The organism is Helicobacter pylori, from assembly GCF_001653455.1.
Lineage (GTDB): Bacteria > Campylobacterota > Campylobacteria > Campylobacterales > Helicobacteraceae > Helicobacter > Helicobacter pylori_A.
On sequence record NZ_CP011486.1, the window covers coordinates 1,082,261 to 1,099,473 of the forward strand.

General features: G+C 37.2%; 19 protein-coding genes. 1 reads left to right on the plus strand and 18 read right to left on the minus strand.

The window, feature by feature from the left end:
* Positions 1–3: 3 nt before the first annotated feature.
* The 18 genes from AA977_RS05105 to AA977_RS05190 form a co-directional block, all read right to left on the minus strand.
* On the minus strand, positions 4–552 hold the full coding sequence (locus tag AA977_RS05105; protein ID WP_033602546.1) for an outer membrane protein Omp18: 549 nt from the start codon (positions 550–552) through the stop codon (positions 4–6).
* A 65-nt stretch (positions 553–617) separates the two neighbouring features.
* A complete protein-coding gene (gene tolB / locus AA977_RS05110) occupies positions 618–1,871 on the minus strand; it encodes a Tol-Pal system protein TolB (RefSeq protein WP_064434828.1) in 1,254 nt (417 codons plus the stop codon).
* Positions 1,868–2,656 (minus strand): energy transducer TonB, encoded by a 789-nt coding sequence (locus AA977_RS05115; RefSeq protein ID WP_064434829.1) that lies wholly within the window; start codon positions 2,654–2,656, stop codon positions 1,868–1,870. Before AA977_RS05115 ends, tolB begins: the two co-directional genes overlap by 4 nt.
* Positions 2,657–2,669: 13 nt before the next feature.
* Entirely contained in the window at positions 2,670–3,071 is a 402-nt protein-coding gene (locus AA977_RS05120; RefSeq protein ID WP_001105104.1) for an ExbD/TolR family protein, read from the minus strand.
* A 38-nt stretch (positions 3,072–3,109) separates the two neighbouring features.
* Entirely contained in the window at positions 3,110–3,688 is a 579-nt protein-coding gene (locus AA977_RS05125) for a MotA/TolQ/ExbB proton channel family protein (RefSeq protein ID WP_064434830.1), read from the minus strand.
* 10 nt (positions 3,689–3,698) lie between these two features.
* On the minus strand, positions 3,699–4,070 hold the full coding sequence (gene atpC / locus AA977_RS05130) for an ATP synthase F1 subunit epsilon (protein ID WP_020972742.1): 372 nt from the start codon (positions 4,068–4,070) through the stop codon (positions 3,699–3,701).
* 9 nt (positions 4,071–4,079) lie between these two features.
* Entirely contained in the window at positions 4,080–5,480 is a 1,401-nt protein-coding gene (atpD, locus tag AA977_RS05135; protein ID WP_020972743.1) for a F0F1 ATP synthase subunit beta, read from the minus strand.
* A 27-nt stretch (positions 5,481–5,507) separates the two neighbouring features.
* Positions 5,508–6,413, minus strand: coding sequence for an ATP synthase F1 subunit gamma (gene atpG / locus AA977_RS05140; RefSeq protein ID WP_064434831.1), 906 nt, complete (start codon positions 6,411–6,413; stop codon positions 5,508–5,510).
* A 14-nt stretch (positions 6,414–6,427) separates the two neighbouring features.
* Positions 6,428–7,939 carry a F0F1 ATP synthase subunit alpha gene (gene atpA, locus AA977_RS05145; protein WP_033618727.1) on the minus strand — a complete coding sequence of 504 codons (1,512 nt, stop codon included), beginning with the start codon at positions 7,937–7,939 and terminating at the stop codon, positions 6,428–6,430.
* A gap of 22 nt (positions 7,940–7,961) precedes the next feature.
* Positions 7,962–8,504 carry a F0F1 ATP synthase subunit delta gene (locus AA977_RS05150; protein ID WP_064434832.1) on the minus strand — a complete coding sequence of 181 codons (543 nt, stop codon included), beginning with the start codon at positions 8,502–8,504 and terminating at the stop codon, positions 7,962–7,964.
* On the minus strand, positions 8,505–9,020 hold the full coding sequence (locus tag AA977_RS05155; protein ID WP_064434833.1) for a F0F1 ATP synthase subunit B: 516 nt from the start codon (positions 9,018–9,020) through the stop codon (positions 8,505–8,507).
* A 3-nt stretch (positions 9,021–9,023) separates the two neighbouring features.
* Complete coding sequence (locus AA977_RS05160) at positions 9,024–9,458, minus strand: FoF1 ATP synthase subunit B' (protein WP_080472372.1); 435 nt, start codon at positions 9,456–9,458, stop codon at positions 9,024–9,026.
* Between the two features lie 114 nt (positions 9,459–9,572).
* On the minus strand, positions 9,573–10,445 hold the full coding sequence (locus tag AA977_RS05165) for a ParB/RepB/Spo0J family partition protein (protein ID WP_064435209.1): 873 nt from the start codon (positions 10,443–10,445) through the stop codon (positions 9,573–9,575).
* On the minus strand, positions 10,445–11,242 hold the full coding sequence (gene soj / locus AA977_RS05170) for a chromosome partitioning ATPase Soj (protein ID WP_064435210.1): 798 nt from the start codon (positions 11,240–11,242) through the stop codon (positions 10,445–10,447). Before soj ends, AA977_RS05165 begins: the two co-directional genes overlap by 1 nt.
* A gap of 5 nt (positions 11,243–11,247) precedes the next feature.
* Positions 11,248–11,886, minus strand: coding sequence for a biotin--[acetyl-CoA-carboxylase] ligase (locus AA977_RS05175; protein WP_064434834.1), 639 nt, complete (start codon positions 11,884–11,886; stop codon positions 11,248–11,250).
* Positions 11,883–12,800: a methionyl-tRNA formyltransferase gene (fmt, locus tag AA977_RS05180; RefSeq protein ID WP_064434835.1), complete on the minus strand. Its 918-nt coding sequence runs from the start codon at positions 12,798–12,800 to the stop codon at positions 11,883–11,885. Before fmt ends, AA977_RS05175 begins: the two co-directional genes overlap by 4 nt.
* Before the next feature lie 21 nt (positions 12,801–12,821).
* Positions 12,822–15,092: an ATP-binding protein gene (locus AA977_RS05185; RefSeq protein WP_064434836.1), complete on the minus strand. Its 2,271-nt coding sequence runs from the start codon at positions 15,090–15,092 to the stop codon at positions 12,822–12,824.
* A gap of 53 nt (positions 15,093–15,145) precedes the next feature.
* Positions 15,146–16,435 carry a DUF2130 domain-containing protein gene (locus AA977_RS05190; RefSeq protein ID WP_064434837.1) on the minus strand — a complete coding sequence of 430 codons (1,290 nt, stop codon included), beginning with the start codon at positions 16,433–16,435 and terminating at the stop codon, positions 15,146–15,148.
* Between the two features lie 153 nt (positions 16,436–16,588).
* Here AA977_RS05190 and AA977_RS05195 point away from each other — a divergent pair, with 153 nt between their 5' ends.
* Positions 16,589–17,101: a hypothetical protein gene (locus AA977_RS05195; protein ID WP_253764823.1), complete on the plus strand. Its 513-nt coding sequence runs from the start codon at positions 16,589–16,591 to the stop codon at positions 17,099–17,101.
* Positions 17,102–17,213: the final 112 nt, after the last annotated feature.

Sequence of the window (17,213 nt, forward strand, 5' to 3'; positions counted from 1 at the left end):
AAGTTACTTCACTAATTTGACATCCACTCTCCTGTTTTCTTTGTAACATTCCCTAGTTTTTTGGGTGCATTTGGGTTTGGCTTCACCAAAACTAATGGTTTTAATCATGTCTTTTTCTACCCCTTTAATGACTAAAGCGTTTTTCACGCTCAAAGTCCTTTTAACGCCAAGCGCTTGGTTGTACTCGCTAGAACCAAATTCATCGGTATTGCCTTCTAAAAGCACTTGCATGTGATTTTCTTTAGCTTTTTGCACGATTTCATCTAAAGTTTCTTGATCGGAGTCTTTGATTTCATACTTGTCAAAATCAAAATAGATAGAAGCGATAATAGTCCCGCTTTCAATAGCTGGTTTAGCTGGCTTTTCTTCAACCACCGGGGCTGGCTCTTCTTTAGGCTCTTCTTTCTCTGGAGCGGGTTCTGTAGTAACGGGTGCAGTCTGAACCGTTTTAGCGCTCACATCGCCAGCCACAGTTTCTTTGTCCATGTTGTGTTTACAACCAGCTATTAATAAAAAAGCTACCACGAAGCTAAATACAGAAAATCTCTTCATCATCATTCTCCAAGAATAAAATTTTAATAAGTGTAAATATTAACTCATATTCGCTTAATTTAACCTTACCAATCAAAGGCCTGTATTTTCACATTTTTTAAAGGGAATAAAAAACTTTGATTATAGTCTAGCAAAATAAGCCCCATAGCGTATTCTTGGGGTGTCTTTTTGATATACATGATATTCTTCCCATCCATAGAAAAACGAGGCATTTGATTAGAGCCATTCACGGTAAGCCTGCGGATATACTTGCTATTTAAAGTGATCAAATTCAAATTAAACACCGTTTTGCCAAATTCGTTAAGATTTTCCCTGCTCACATACACAATACTATCTTTATAGGCGTCAATGGATTCATTGCTCCTCCCTTCATAAAGAAGCTGCTCTGCACTCTCTTTTAGCCCTAATTTCTTCATATAGATGTTAGGATAACCTGATCTATCCGAAACAAAAGCCATGGACTTGTCATCTTCTAAAAACACTCCTGAAACATCTATCCCCGGGTAGCGCGTTATTTTAGTGCTTGTTTTTTTATGCGTATCGTATAAATAAACATCCGGTTGGCCATCAGGGGCTAAAGACATTAAAATTTTAGAGCCATCAGAACTCACGCTAGAAACCACCGCCATTCCTTGAGAGCTAGTGATCTTCTCATGGGTGGCTTTTTGAATGTTGTATTTTAAAATCATGGGCTTTCTTTCGCCATATTGCGTGTAATAAAACTCTGTTTGCTCAGCGTTCGCCCATCTAGGGAAAATATTGAGTCGGTTGTTTTTGATGATTTCTTTTTGATAGCGCATTGTGTAATCCGCTAAAGCAATGTTTGTGATTCCTGGTCCAATATATTTAGAAAAAACAATAAGGCGCTTCATCCAAGCGATAGAAGGGGCTTTTAAATGATCATTCACCACAATAGCCATGTTGTGCGCTGCAAAAGGGTATAGATCAGCGCTTAAAATGGGGTAGTCAAAAGTTTTAACAAGAGCGCTTGTATTGACATCATAAAGTTTTAATCGTGAAATTTTATTGCCATTTTCTACCGCCACGCTCACAAGCGCTACAAGTTCGAATTTTTTATCTTTGAGTTCTGCGTAATTGATAGTGCCTTGCTCCTTGTTTGGAGAAACATCAAAATGCTGGCTGGTCTTTAAATCATTCGCTAAGACTTCATGCAATTTTAAAGCGTAATTGGCATCGTTGTCCATAGAGTAGCGCACTTCAATTTTAGGAAGTTTTTGAATGGTTTTAATAATATCTAGTGTTTTATCTGTCGCAAAAAGCCCTATAGTGTGTATTAGAAAAAGCCATAAATACCTCATTGTTCTTCCTTAGTGGTGAAATTAACTTTAATAGAAATCATGTTTCCTCCTGGGTATGGAGGGAAATCCACTTTCTTTAAATCATTTAGAAGGGTTATCACGCTGTTGTTATAGTCCTTAAAATCGGAGTAACTAAGAATGGTGTAATCAAATTCTCCATCTTTAGTGATCATAATCAGCGCGCTCACTGAAGCCTTGTGATAAAAAACGCCTCTCCAACCCTTATATAACATTTGATAGATTTGAGCATACCATTCTTGATAAGCCTTGTCATCAACCCCATCTTGTTTAGGGACTTGCAAATCTAAAGTCTTATTTTTAACGCTCTCTAGTTTTTGTGCAAATTGGTCTAAATTTTGTTGCAAACCTTTCAACATCTCTTGATTTTTTTGATTTTTTCTCAAGCGTTGCTGTTCTTTTAAACGCCTTTGCTCTTCTTCTTGCTCATTTTTTTGCTCTTCTTTTTGAGCGTTTTTGTCTGTCTTTTCTTGAAAATCGTTGAGTGAAGAAAAAATATTTTCAAGGCTTTCTTCTTGTTCTTTAGGATCAATCAAATCGCCTTCTTTATCAGTTGTATTTTTTTCAACTACTTTTTCTTCTTTTCTATCATCGCTAGGCAAATCTTCTAAATTCAAATCAATGACTTGTTCGTCTTTTTTACCCAAATCCAAAAGGATTTTCTCTGCTTCTTCATTATGCCTTTCTAACAACAAACCATACAATAATAAAGCATAGAGCAAGAACGCTAAAAAACCAGAAAGGACTAAGAGCGCATTCTTACTCATGCACTAGCCCTACTCAAGGGTTTGTGATCAAAGAAACTTTTAAAAACCCCGCTTCTTTAATCGTTTTTAACAAATAAATCACTTTATCATAGGTCAATCGTTTGTCCGCACGGATACTCACCTTAGTGTCTTTATCGTATTTTTTAGAAAGCAAGTTAAAAGTATCCGGAAAAGAATTGTATTCATAGGTTTGGCTGTCTATATAGATTTTTGCGTCTTTATCCATGCGGATCTCAATCATTTTATCTTGAGTGGCTCTAGCAGTTTTTGAACCAGAAGGCAAAGCGATCTCTTCTTTATAAGTGAGAGTGGGCGTAGTTACCATAAGAATAGCCAATAAAACAAGCATCACATCCACTAAAGGCGTGATATTGAGTTCTGGTTTGTCTTCGTCCCAATAGTTATCATAATTCATAAAACCTCTCCCTATTTAAGATATTTATAAAATCCCTCTTAAGAGTTTTCTTCTTTAGAAGATAAAATATCCACTTGCATCTGCACATAAACGGACAAGTCATACACCTTGCGTTTTAAAATCAAGTAAAAAGAATAGGCTGGAATGGCCGCTAAAATCCCTGCAGCAGTAGCGATAAGAGCCTTAGAAATAATGGGTGCGATCACCCCAAAAGACGCTTGACCTAACGCACCCAAATTGTTAAACGCTTCTAAAATCTCAACCACCGTGCCAAACAAGCCAATAAAAGGGGCTGTAGAAGAGATAATGCTTAATACCACTAAACCGGTCGTGCTTTGCTTAAGAACTTGATGTTTCCAAGCCTGCAACAATTCTTTAGAATACTTTTTGGTCTCATTATTTCTTTTTTTATTAAACATAAAATGCTCTGGAGCGTCTTGAGCCCCATTAAGAATGTTAGACAAAGATTGCATCTCACGCCTGAGATAAATTTTTAACACAATGCTTTTATACAAAAAAACCCATAAGGTCATCACCAAATAAAGTGAAATCCAAACTAAAACCAGCGCCGTAATAAACCCACTCTTATTAAAAAAATAAATGATTGAATCGAACATGACTATCCCCTTAAAGAGACTCAATCTTAGCCAGCACGCTAGAAACCGCTAACCTGTCAGAGCTTGCGTCCTCTAAAAGCCTTTTAGCCCTAGAAATCGCATCGTCTCTGTCATCTGATTCTTTTTTGATAAAGACCGCCCCATCGGCTAAAATATCCACATGCTCACCAGTTACTTCTGCATAACCCCAACTAATCGCAATGTGTTCTTTTTGGCTCTCGGTTTCAATCTCAATCACTCCCGCTTGGAGCAAAGTGATCATGTTGCTATGCCCATAAAGCACCCCAAATTCCCCTTCCACTCCTGGCAACACAACGCTTTTAACCTCTCCTGTATAAACTTCCCCCTCAGGAACGACCACACTAATTTTCAATAAAGCCATGACAAACCCTTAGGAATTTTTCATGTTTTTAGCTTTTTCTAAAACCTCTTGAATGCTGCCCACCATGTAAAATGCATTTTCAGGGATATGATCGTATTTACCCTCTAAAATCCCCCCAAAGCCCTCTAAAGTCTCTTGAAGAGTTACATATTTACCCGGACTTCCTGTAAACACTTCAGCCACAAAAAACGGCTGGGATAAAAATTTCTCAATTTTTCTAGCCCTTTCAACCGTTTTTTTATCTTCTTCGCTCAATTCGTCTAAACCTAAAATCGCAATAATGTCTTGCAAATCCTTGTATTTTTGCAAAACTTGTTGGATACCGGTAGCGATTTCATAGTGTTTCTCACCTATCATTTGAGGGCTTAAGATCCTTGAAGTGGAATCTAGGGGATCAACCGCTGGATAAATCCCTTTTTCAGCGATCTTTCTGTTCAATACCGTCGTCGCATCTAAATGCGCAAACACCGAAGCAGGGGCTGGGTCAGTCAAGTCATCGGCTGGCACATACACCGCTTGAACGGAAGTGATAGAGCCATTTTTAGTGGAAGCGATGCGTTCTTGAAGTTTCCCCATTTCCCCAGCTAGCGTGGGCTGATACCCCACCGCTGAAGGGATACGGCCTAATAGCGCGCTCATTTCCGCGCCGCTTTGAGCGTATCTAAAAATGTTGTCAATAAACATCAACACATCTAAGCCCTTTTCATCACGAAAATACTCCGCCATCGTCAAACCGGTGAATGCAATGCGATTCCTAGCGCCCGGTGGCTCATTCATTTGCCCATAGCACAGCGCGACTTTGTCTAAAACGCCCCCTTCTTTCATCTCAAAATACAGATCATTCCCCTCTCTAGTGCGTTCGCCCACGCCCGCAAACACTGAATACCCGTTATGCTTGTAAGCCACATTGTGGATAAGCTCCATAATGATCACCGTTTTGCCTACGCCAGCCCCACCAAACAAGCCCACTTTACCGCCTTTAGAATAAGGCGCAAGCAAGTCAATGACTTTAATGCCGGTTTCAAACATTTCTGTTTTAGTGCTTTGTTGTTCAAAACTAGGGGCTTTTCTGTGAATAGGCCAAGTTAAGGACGGCTTAATAGGCTCTAAATTATCAATGCTCTCGCCCACGACATTAAAAATACGCCCCAACACTTCTTCGCCCACAGGCACTTCAATCATCTTGCCACGAGCCTTCACCACTTGGTTACGCACCAAACCTTCTGTCATATCCATCGCAATCGCTCGCACACGATTACCGCCCAAATGGGCCGCTACCTCTAAAACTAAAGATTTTTGAACGCCATTAACTTCAAAGTTAATATCCAACGCTTCAAAAATCGCCGGTAGATAGGATTCAAATTCCACATCTACCACAGGGCCTAGAACCTGAATGATTTTACCTTCCATCGCTTTGCTCCTTGATTAATGTAATTTTTATTTTAAGGCTTCTACGCCGGCATTGATTTCTACTAGCTCGGTCGTAATCGCCTCTTGTCTGGCTTTATTATAAGAAATGGTTAAAGTTTTAACCAAATCTTTAGCGTTATTTGTCGCTGTATCCATCGCTTGCATTCTAGCGCTATGCTCTGCGGCTAAAGAATCAATCAAAGCATAGTATAAACTATACTCTACATATTTTTTTGCTAAAGAGTCTAAAATTTCATCTTCGCTCCCGCTAGGCTCGCTCATAATGGTCTCTTGCGTCTCGCTAGGCTGAGAGTTTTGATGGATAATGTGATACCCAATAGGCAGAATCGTTTTCACTCTTATTTCTTGGCTGATCATGTTTTTAAAGCCATTGTGAATGATAATCACCTTATCGGTTTTCCCGTTCAAATAGTCTTCTACCACTTTTTGCATGAATTCTTGCGCTCGTTCATAATTGGGCATAGAGCTTAAATTATTGATCTTGTCTAAAACCTCTATCCCATTAAAGCTAAAATACTCATTACCCTTTTTACCAATACCGCGCAAACGTACTTTAATGTCTTTTTCTTTGTATTCATTCGTGCATGCTAAAACTTTTTTAATGGTATTGGTGTTAAAGCCCCCACAAAGCCCTTTATCGGCTGTGATAAAAATAATATCCACTTTTTTGATTTCAAGTCTTTCTAATTCCCTAAAATACTTGCTTTGAATATCTTCAATCCCTTGATTTTTCATTTTGGATAGCACATCATCAAACACGGCGTCTAATTTCAATGCATACGCTCTAGAATTTCTTGCAACTTCTTCGGCTTTTCTCAGCTTGGAAGTGGAAACGAGCTTCATCGCATGCGTAATCTTTTGCGTGTTTTTAACGCTTCCAATTTTCTTTCTAATGTCTCTTAAATTCGCCATATTCTAGCCGTCTCCTACTCGCTATAAGTGAGCTTGAATTCCTCTAAGACTTTCCTTAGCATGGCTTCTAAATCCTTATCTAGGGCTTTCTTAGTGTGGATTTCTTCTAACACTTGAGGGTATTTTGCTTCCAAGAAAGGGTGCAATTGCTCTTCAAAATCCACGACTTTTTTCACGCTCACGCTATCCAAAAAGCCTTTAGCTCCAGCGTAAATAATGACCACTTGCTTTTCAATAGGCAAGGGCGAATAAGGGGCTTGCTTAAGCACTTCTACCATGCGTTGGCCTCTTTCTAGTTGCTTTTTACTCGCTTCATCCAAATCAGAAGCGAATTGCGTGAAGGCTTGCAACTCTCTGTATTGCGCTAAATCTAAGCGCAAAGTCCCTGAAACTTGCTTAGTGGCTTTGATTTGAGCGGCCCCTCCAACCCTTGAAACCGACAAGCCCACATTAATAGCAGGGCGGATCCCTGAATAAAACAAATCCGTTTCTAAGAAAATTTGCCCGTCGGTAATGGAAATAATATTCGTAGGGATATAAGCTGACACATCGCCCGCTTGAGTTTCCACAATAGGGAGCGCAGTCAGAGATCCTGCACCTTTTTCATCGCAAACTTTAGCCGCTCTTTCTAAAAGCCGTGAGTGGATATAAAACACATCGCCAGGAAAAGCCTCCCTACCTGGAGGCCTTCTTAAAATCAAAGAAATCTCCCTATAAGCGACGGCATGCTTACTCAAATCATCATAAATGATTAGGGCATGGCGGGCATGATCTCTAAAGTATTCCCCCATAGCCACACCCGCATAAGGGGCTAAATATTGCATCGCAGCCGAATCAGAAGCCGAAGCGTTGATCACAACGCTGTATTCCATCGCTCCGTATTCTTCTAGTTTGCGGACCACTTGCGCGACAGTGGATTCTTTTTGACCAATAGCCACATAAATGCAGATCACATTTTGCCCTTTTTGGTTGATAATGGTATCTATGGCTACAGTGGTTTTACCGGTTTGTTTATCCCCAATGATCAATTCCCTTTGCCCGCGCCCAATAGGCACTAACGCATCAATGGCTTTAATCCCGGTTTGCAAAGGCTCATGCACGGATTTTCTGTCCATAATGCCCGGAGCCTTTTGCTCTATAAGGCTAAATTCATTCGTTTCTATCTCGCCCTTGCCATCAATAGGCTCACCTAAAGCGTTCAACACGCGCCCTACAACCGCATCGCCAACAGGGACTTTCATCAAACTCTTTGTGCGTTTAACGCTAGTCCCTTCTTTAATATTGTTGCCAAAACCAAACACAATCACGCCAACGCTATCTTCTTCTAAGTTAGCCGCAACGCCTTTATCTCCTGTTTCAAACTCTAGCACTTCATACGACATCACACCATTTAAGCCATAAACCTTAGCCACACCATCAGCGTATGAAACGACCTTGCCGACTTCAGCCATGTCGCAATCAAGTTCAAAATTCTTGATCTTTTCTTCAATAACCGAGCTGATTTCTTCCAATTTTAGTTGGGACATTATCTTTATCTCCTTAGATTGATTAAATAGATTGAATAACCTGTTTTTCTATTTTCTTTAAAATCTCTTCTTTAGAAAAGCCTATTTCTAAATCCAAGCTTGAAACGCTTAAAGAAACCCCTTTTTTAGACCAGGTGTCTTGAGCGATTTCTACAGAAGCGTTAAAACGCACTTGCAATTTTTGTTGCACTTCTTCTAGCTCCTTACTTTCAAGCTTTTGCGGGACTAAAAGCGTAGCTTCTAAAGTTTTTTTAGAATCACAAGAAAGCTCTTCAGCGATTGATTCCAATATCTCAAGCCGGTTATTTTTTAACACGATTTCCATTACAGGTTTTAAAACCGAGCATGCTTTTTTTGGAGTTGTTTTTTCCAATATTTCAAACACAATCTCTTTTTTCACTTTCCAAGAAACATGCATTAACACTTGATTGAGTTTGTGCAATTTTATCGCTTCTGCTAAATGTTTAAGCCCCACAACGATTTCTTCTAATAACGCTAAATCATCTTTAGTGTGGTTTTTCAACGCCTTGACATAATGCTTAGAGATCACTTTTAAATCTTGCATTTAAAGCCTTTGTTTCAAAATATTCACGCAATCTTGCGAACTGAAAGAGACTTTTTTACTCTCTCTTAAATCTTTAAAAACGCTTTCAACCAACTCTCTTTTGATCTTTTTAACTTCTAAATCCATCAACGCCTTAGAATTTTTGATCAAATTTTCCACATCCATTTTGGTTTGCAATTCGTATTTTTGCGTGATCGTGTAGGCTTCTTTATTCGCATCAGAAACGATCGATTCAGCCTTTTCTTTGGCTTGCTCTAATTCTTTTAAGAGTTTTTTCTTATTCTCTTTACTCACTTTGAGTTGGGCTTGGATCTCTTCTAATCGTTTAGAAATTTCAAGGCTTTTAGCGTGCAAGAATGAACGCAATTTTTTAGCTAGAAAATACCACAAAATCCCCACAAACAAGAGGAAGTTTAAAGAACGCTCTATAATATCTGTTTGTGAAATATCCAATCCAGTAGCGCCCAAAGGGCTTAAAAGGATCAAAAACCCTAACGCCATTTTAACTAACACCATCTATCAACTCCCTAAACCCATCGCCACACGCTTGTTCAACTCGTCTTCAAATACCGGCATTTGCGCTTGCAACTGCTCTTTTAAGACTTGTTTTTCATTTTGCAATTGTTTTGCAAATGCATCAAATTCTTGATTGAGTTCATTCTCTTTTTGCTTGATCACCGCATCATAAGACTCTGTAGCTTTTTGAATCGCCTCTGCTAGTATTTCCCTACGCTTTTCAGCGGCTTCTTTAAGGAGAGTCTCAATTTGATGGCCAATCTCCACGCTTTGGGTGTTATCCGTTTTAATTTTAGCCAAGCTATCCTTTATCTCTGCCTGTCTGTTATCCATAAAAGCCAATAAAGGCCTATACACCCAAACATTCATCGCCCACAACAATAACACAAATACTATAAAAACGACCGCCATTAAATAGGGGTTAACCGATATATTCATGATCTATTTCTTTCCTAAAATCCTAAAAATAAATATTTGAAAACTCGCATTTGTTGTAAAAACATTAACTCTATCTTAACAAAAAATCGCTTAAAAATTGAGAATATCTAAGCATTAAGACATCATTTTTTTCATAAAAGCCTCTAAAAGAGAATTTTTATAACATCGTAAAACTATTTTATTCCCTTTCAAAGCCGCTTTAAGCTTGTAATGCTCCCACAAACTTTGATTGAAGCGTTTCAATTCATCTTCAGTAATGAGCGCTTGAGTTTCTTTAAAATTAGGTTTTTTATTTTCAAGGTTTGTGTTTGTTTTAAAATCACGCGCCAAATCTTCTGTCTGGCGCACGCTGAGTTTTTGCCCTATGATTGAATTTAGAATCAATTCTTGTTTTTCTTCATCTAAACCCACCAAGACTTTTGCATGCCCTGAAGTGATTTTTTCTTCTAAAAGAGCGTTTTGCACTTTAGAAGAAAGGGTTAATAAACGCATGATATTGGCCACATGGGCTCTAGATTTTTTAACGATTTTAGAAAGCTCTTCTTGGGTCATTTGATAGCTTTCCAGCAATTCTCTATACGATTTAGCCAACTCCAAAGGGTTCAAATCCTCTCGCTGGATGTTTTCAATCAAGGCGACTTCGCGCATTTTTTCTTGCTCAATATCCACAACAATCGCTTTAATCGTTTGCATTTTGGCCAATTTGCTCGCTCTTAAGCGCCTTTCGCCTGCAATCAAGTGGTAACGCCCGTTCTCGCTCACCACTAAAACCGGCTGCAACAAACCATGTTCTTTGATGGATTGTGCCAATTCTTCTAAAGAATCTTCGCTAAAGACTTTCCTGGGTTGGTAAGGATTAGGCATCACCTCATCAATACCAAGCTCTACAACCCGATTGGCTCTTTCATACAGCCCCTGCTCATACACCTCATTGATTTCAGGGAAAATATCCGCTAAACCCCTACCCAACACTTTATTTTTTGCCATCATTGCCCCTGAAGAATGCTTTGAGCCAATTTTTGATAAGCGATACTGCCATTAGATTTAATATCATAAAGCAAAATGGGCTTACCAAAGCTAGGCGATTCCGCCAATTTCACGCTTTTAGGGATCATAATATATTCTCCTGTAATAGAATCTCTAAAAAATTCTGAGTCAAAATACTTAAACAATTCCGCTAAAACCCCTTTTGTCAAATTGAGTTGGGGGACATGCATTGTGGGTAAAAACCCCCTGATTTTGAGCTTAGGGTTAGTGCTTTTTTGCAGCATTCTAATGGTGTTGAGCAATAATTTAGTGCCTTCAAGGGCAAAAAACTCACACTGGATAGGAATGATCACCGAATGTGCGGCTGAAAGCGAATTGATCGTGAGAGGCCCTAGAGCTGGCGGGGAGTCAATAATGATGTAATCATAAAGCTTTACCACGCTCTCTAAAGCGTTTTTAAGCATGAGTTCGCCTCGTTTATTCTCATCTTGAACGCTATCATAAAAAGTCTTTTCAAACCCGGCTAAACCCAAATTAGAAGGCACTAAATCCAAAAAAGGCATTTGGGTTTTTAAGATCACTTGAGAAATTTGCTTACGACCAATCAACACATGATAAATATCGTAATCAATTTTATCGCGCCTAAAACCCAAACTTGAAGTGGCGTTAGCTTGAGGGTCAAAGTCAATCAACAAGATTTTTTTTTCAAGCACCGCTAAGGAAGCCGCTAAATTAACCGCTGTTGTTGTTTTGCCCACGCCCCCTTTTTGATTAGCCACTGCAATGATTTCATTCATCATATTCATATCCTATTATAGATCTTATCTTCAATCAAAATGCGACCGTCTTCTAACAATTGCGCATCTTTCAAACTCACCAATTCGCCCCAATCATTATGGAAACTAAAAGAGTCGTTTCTGTGAAATTCTAACGCATACTTACTTAAAACTTCCCCCCAAAAAAGATTTTCTTCTATTTTTTTTAAAAAGCCCTCCATAATCAAATCATCGCTCGCGCCAATATCTAAACATGCCCATTTTGCAGAAACCCTATTCACTCCAATGCCGCACACCCGCATGTTTTTATAAACATTAACCAGCACGCCCCCTATTTTTTGATTCCCTAAATACAAATCATTAGGCCATTTGAGCCAGGTTTGAGAGCCTAGCTCTTTTAAAACTTCTTTGAATAAAAACCCCAAATACAAAGCGTTCGCTTGCATGGGTAAATCTTTAGGCAAATCGCTTGCATTTAAAGCGAGTGAAAAAGTCAAAGCGCTTTTTACGCTCTCCCACATATTCCCCCTACTGCCTATCGCAGCGCTTTGGTTTTTAGCCACAACTAAAATAGGGGCTTTAAGTTCATCGTTTTTAAGTTTTTCTAAAAGATAGGTTTGCGTAGAAGGCAAGCTTTCAAAAACCCTTTTTTCACATTTTCTCATGCCAAAATATCGCCCGCTTTCAAACGCTTGCCATTCAAATAATCTTTCGCTTTTAAGGGCTTTTTACCCACCGCTTGCAACCCTTCTATACGCACGCTACCTTTTAAGCAACCCACAAGAACGCCTTTTTCATCAATTTTTAAAATCTCGCCCTCTTTATGGCTTTTTTCATTTTCCACTAATTCCACTTCTAAAAGCTTGAGGTTATTTTCTAAAAAGATTTCTGGCCAACTTTTAAACGCAAGCGATTTTAAAAACAAGCTTTTAGCGTCTTTAAAACCCACTAAACCATCAGCTTTAGTGATTTTTTTACAAAAAGTCGCGCTCGTGTGATCTTGAGGTTTTCTTGTGATGGAATGGAAATTTTTGAGCGTTGAAAGGAGTAAAGTTGCCCCCATGTGCGCTAATTTCAAGCTTAAAGTTTCTAAATCCAAATAACTTTCTCTTAAAAAAGAAGCGCTTTCTAAAATATCTCCGCTATCCAATTCCAAATCCATAAGCATCGTGCTTATACCATAAATCCTATCGTCATTGAGTATCATCTCATGAATGGGCGAAGCCCCCCTGTATTTGGGCAATAACGACGCATGCACATTGATGCAAGGAGCGATTTTTAAAACCTCTTTGGGCAAAATCTTACCATAAGCCACCACCACGATAAAATCAGGCTTTAAACCTTTTAAAATTTGAACTTCAGGTTCTTTCAAACTTTGCGGCTGGAAAATGGGGATATTTGAATGGTTTTCTAAAATGTATGTTTTAGTCTCTGGGGCTTTCAATTCTTTTTTACGCCCAAAAGGTTTGTCTTTTTGAGTGAATAGCCCCACCACTTCCATATCATTATCTTTATTTTCTATTAATGCTTTTAAGATCACTTCAGCAAAACCAGGCGTTCCCATAAATACGATGCGCATGTTATTCCTTGTTTAATCCAGCTATTTTATCCCCATCATCATCTTATAATGAGCTTCATGACCGGTTATTTCAAATATTCTTTCAAAGACTTTTAAATATATCTCGATACTTGTATTTTGATTTTGCACAAACAAATCATCTGAAATCTCATGAGAACCATCATTAAACCACAAAATAAAAGAATCGCACACTTGTCGCTCTTCAATATTTTCAAAACGTTCACTCAAATCACTATTATGTTTAAAACCGCCTAAAATCCTAAAGTAATACTCAACAATTCTTCGCATGACATTTTGTAAAGACGCCCAAGAAATATTATTCTCTTTTGCTTGTTTTACTTCTTGCCATAATAATTCATAGGAATTTTTAATGGGATTTTCTTCATAACTTTTAATTTCTGAAACATTTTTGTCCTTTTTAATTATCCAAAAAGAATATTTTTTCTTATAACATTTTAAATCGTATTCTAATGTAATTTCCTTGTAAAAATATGTGTTGTGGGTTAATATAATAACTTGCTTGATGTTTGTTTTTCCTTCCATGGCTTCTTTCACAAGGTTCTTAATTAAAACACTCACCATAAACAATATATTACTATCCAAGCTTGAAATGGGATCATCAATCACTAAAACCTTATCTTTTGATATATCATTCTCATTCAAAGAGCCTTTTGTCAAATGATAATAATATAAAAAAGTAATAAAAGTAACTTCACCCTCACTCAGTGTTTCTCCTACTAATTGACCATCTTCTCTTTGAATACAATAAGATTTTTCATCTTCAGTGCATGCAAAACCAAAATTCGTAAATCCATATTTTTTTAAAAGCGTATTGATTTTATTAACAATGGGCTTTATGCTTACCATGCTTTTTTCTAATTCCTCAATTTCATTTTCTAAACTCTCTATGTCTTTTTGATTTTCACTAATTTTTTTCTTTAAGTTGTTTATCTCTCTCTCCAAACCGCTAGACTTTTTGTTATATTCTTTTATAGTGCTTTCAAAATCATTGACTAGAAATTTCCAAATTTGTTCCTTACAAATCTCTCGCTGTTTTTTAATATCCTTTATTATCTCGTTATGATTAGTTATTTCTTTATTAGCCTTTTCAATCAAATCTTTAATCGCATCTATTTCTTGTTTAGTGCCAACAAGCTCAAAACTCCTGCTCATTTCTTTACTCTTATCAGACATTGTTAGCTGATTTCCATTGATTTTACTTTTCAATGTTTCAATATTTTTTTTCAAATTTTCTATATCTAGTTTAGTTTGCTGATTATTCTGCTCTGTTTCAATAATTTTACCAAGCTGATCTAACGCTTCAGTGGTTAGATTTTTGTAGTTTTCTATCTCTTTTTTGATTGTGTAGGTAGATTCTTGATAACTTGTATCAAAATAAGATTCTAATTGTTTTCTAAACTTTTCAGTAATGGTTTTTTCTTGACAGAAAGGGCATACACTATTATCTTTTGAAAGATATTCTCTACCTTGAGAGACCCAATCCCCATTATTCAATTTTTCTATTAAATCTGCAATGGCTACATCACTACGCCCCACAATTTTTTGTTCCCAAATAGAATGGTTTTCAATAGAATTAAAATCTGTTAAATTTAATTCTAGTCGTTCCAATTCTGTCTTATTTTTACCAAAAACAATCCCAATTCTTTCCTTTAATTTTCCTAGCCCAACTATTTCACTTTTATTGTGTTTAAATTTTTCAAGAATTGTTGTTTTAAACTTCTCCTTTTTCTTAAAATGCTCTAGCGTCTCTTTAAAATTAAAATCATTTTCAAATTTCTTATAAAGTTTTTCCCAACAACGATCAGTAAAACTTTCTTCTTCCTTTTCCTTGTCTTGTTTCAATTTTTGCAAGCTTGTTTCAATTTTTTTATTTTTTTCCTCTTTTTCCTTTATTAATTCTTTATTGCTTTTAATTTTTTCTAAATTCTCATTTGTTTTTTTACCGAGCGTAAAAATGCCCTTAACTTGAGAGTTTCTAAATTGTTCTTCTTTAAATTGCTTATTATAAACTTCAATCTTTAAATTTTTATTGTGATACCACTCTATCCTGCTGTCAGCAAACTTGCTTTCTTTGTCTTCACTCCCATTTTCAGCTAGATTTTTTAAAAAACTAGAAGTGGTTGTCTTGCCACTCCCATTAGCCCCATAAATAAAGTTGATAGACTTTAAATTTTCAAAACTCGCCCCATTTTCATCAAAAGTTGCCACATTTTTTAATATGATTTGAGAAATCCCACTACTTATATTCTGCTGTTGGTTATTCTTATCCACATTTTCTCCTAATTGATAATATCCACCCTAAAAGCATGCCACAAAGACTAAAACTAATCTTCTAAATCCCCATCATACCCAAGCTCTAACGCTTTCACTTGCCCTATCGCATTACCTGCAATGCCCTTGATAGAGCCATACATGTTAACCGTGCCCTCAAACACTTTGTCAATTTGTTTTTCCCTGCTTTTCCAAATCCTAGCCATCGCGCGTTTTTCGCTTTCCAAATCCGCTTTGAGCTGCCTAAACGCCTCTATAATCGCATTCACTTGCATAGAAAATTCAGAGCTTGTCAAATAATGATAGAGCAAACCCATTTTATCGCCCTTATTTTCTTGACTTCTTTTAGCCAAACTCACTTGAATAACCCCCTCTCTTAACGCCGCACTCAACCCCTTAAACTCTTCAAACGAACACACCCACACCCCCTCAAATAGCCCCATCCTTTCCATCTCTTTAGGCAATGCCTCACTCACAATGACCCCCACATCAGCCCCAACCTCTCGCATGTCGCTTTTAAGCTTTTCCACCCAAGCTTTTTGAAATTCTTTAGTGCGTTTGCTCTCATAATAGATTTTCCCGCAATTTTGAAACTCCCTAGTGTGCACCACTTGAATCCAATCGCCCCCTCTTTGCCCTTTTTTGATTTCTTCAATGCAATCTAGGGGGAATTTTTGGGTCAAAAACTCTTCAATCGCCAATTCTTGCACCTCGCCTTGGAGTTGTTGCGAGCCTAATTCAGCCTTTCTTTGAGCGTTTTTCAACTCATTTCTTAATATTTCTAACTGCTCTTCTTGCTGCTTGAATTTCAATTCGTTTTTTTCATGCAAGGCTTTTTCTATTTTTTCCCTTTCTAAAACCAATTTTTCATTCAGCTTTTTTTCATTTTCAGCCTTTAATTTGCTCTCCACTTCGTTATTTTCTCTTTTTAGCCTTTCAATTTCCGCTTCTTTTTGGTGCAACTCTTGGACTTGTTTAGACTTCTCGTCTAATTCTTTTTGCAACAATTCCAAGCCCTTTTGCTGCTCTAAAAAAGCGTTTTTTCTAGCTTCTTCAATGATTTTAGCCCTTTCATCTTGCAAAGCTAATGCACTCGCTTGTTTGACTGCATCATCAAACCTAGCTTTTTGCTCTTTTTCTTGCTGTTTTAGAGCCTCTTCTTTTTGCTCTAAAATTTTAAAATGGCTTTGATACTGCGCTCTTTTTTCATTCACTTCTTTTTCAAACTCTTTTTGCTGGGCTAAAAACTTATTGTGATTTTCTGATTCAACCTGTTTGTATAACGCATCGCTCACATTGATGGGCGTTTGACACTTGGGGCATTGAATGGAATTTTCTTGCATGATTTTCCTTTAAGATTTGGTTTTTTGTATTTTATAATAAAATGAAATCAATTTAACTTAAGCAGATTTTTCCTAATAAGTTCAGTAAAATGGGGCTTTTATAAGGAGATATTAACATGACTATCCATTATCAAAACAAATATAGTAAAGGGCATGAACAGCAAAAAAGACGCCCCCTACTTTGTCATCTATGAGAGCAAGGACTTTTTCTTAGCGTTCCCACAAACAACAAAAGATAAACAAGGCAAAGAATATCCTTCGCACAAAAACTACACTATAAATGATGATGAAAAGATTGAAATAATGATCGATCAATTGCAAGTTATTTCAAAAACACAAGCTTTAAAAGGCAATATAATGGAAACAAGTCTCAGCATCGCATTACAAAAGGCATCTATCCCTAAACTCGTATCAGTGCATAGAAACGCTCTTATCAATCATTTTTTAGAACAAGTTATTTTACAAAGCCAATCTTATAAAAAACAACAATATAAAAAATCTATTGTTTTTGGAAATGTTATTAAATTCAATCCACACAATAAAAATCCCCTATTAAAACCTTATAACGCATTTATTGCACTCTCTTGCACTCAATTTCATAATTCTAGCATGTGCTTGGTTGCCCCCTATAAAAACAATTCTATTATTTTTGAGCTATTGCATTGATTTTCAAACGTGCAATTTTGAACGCCAACAATCTGTTCAATTAAATCCAAAAGAAATTAAAACCCAAATTCTTGAGCGCTTAAAGCTTTAGGGATATAGGGAATTAGAGAAT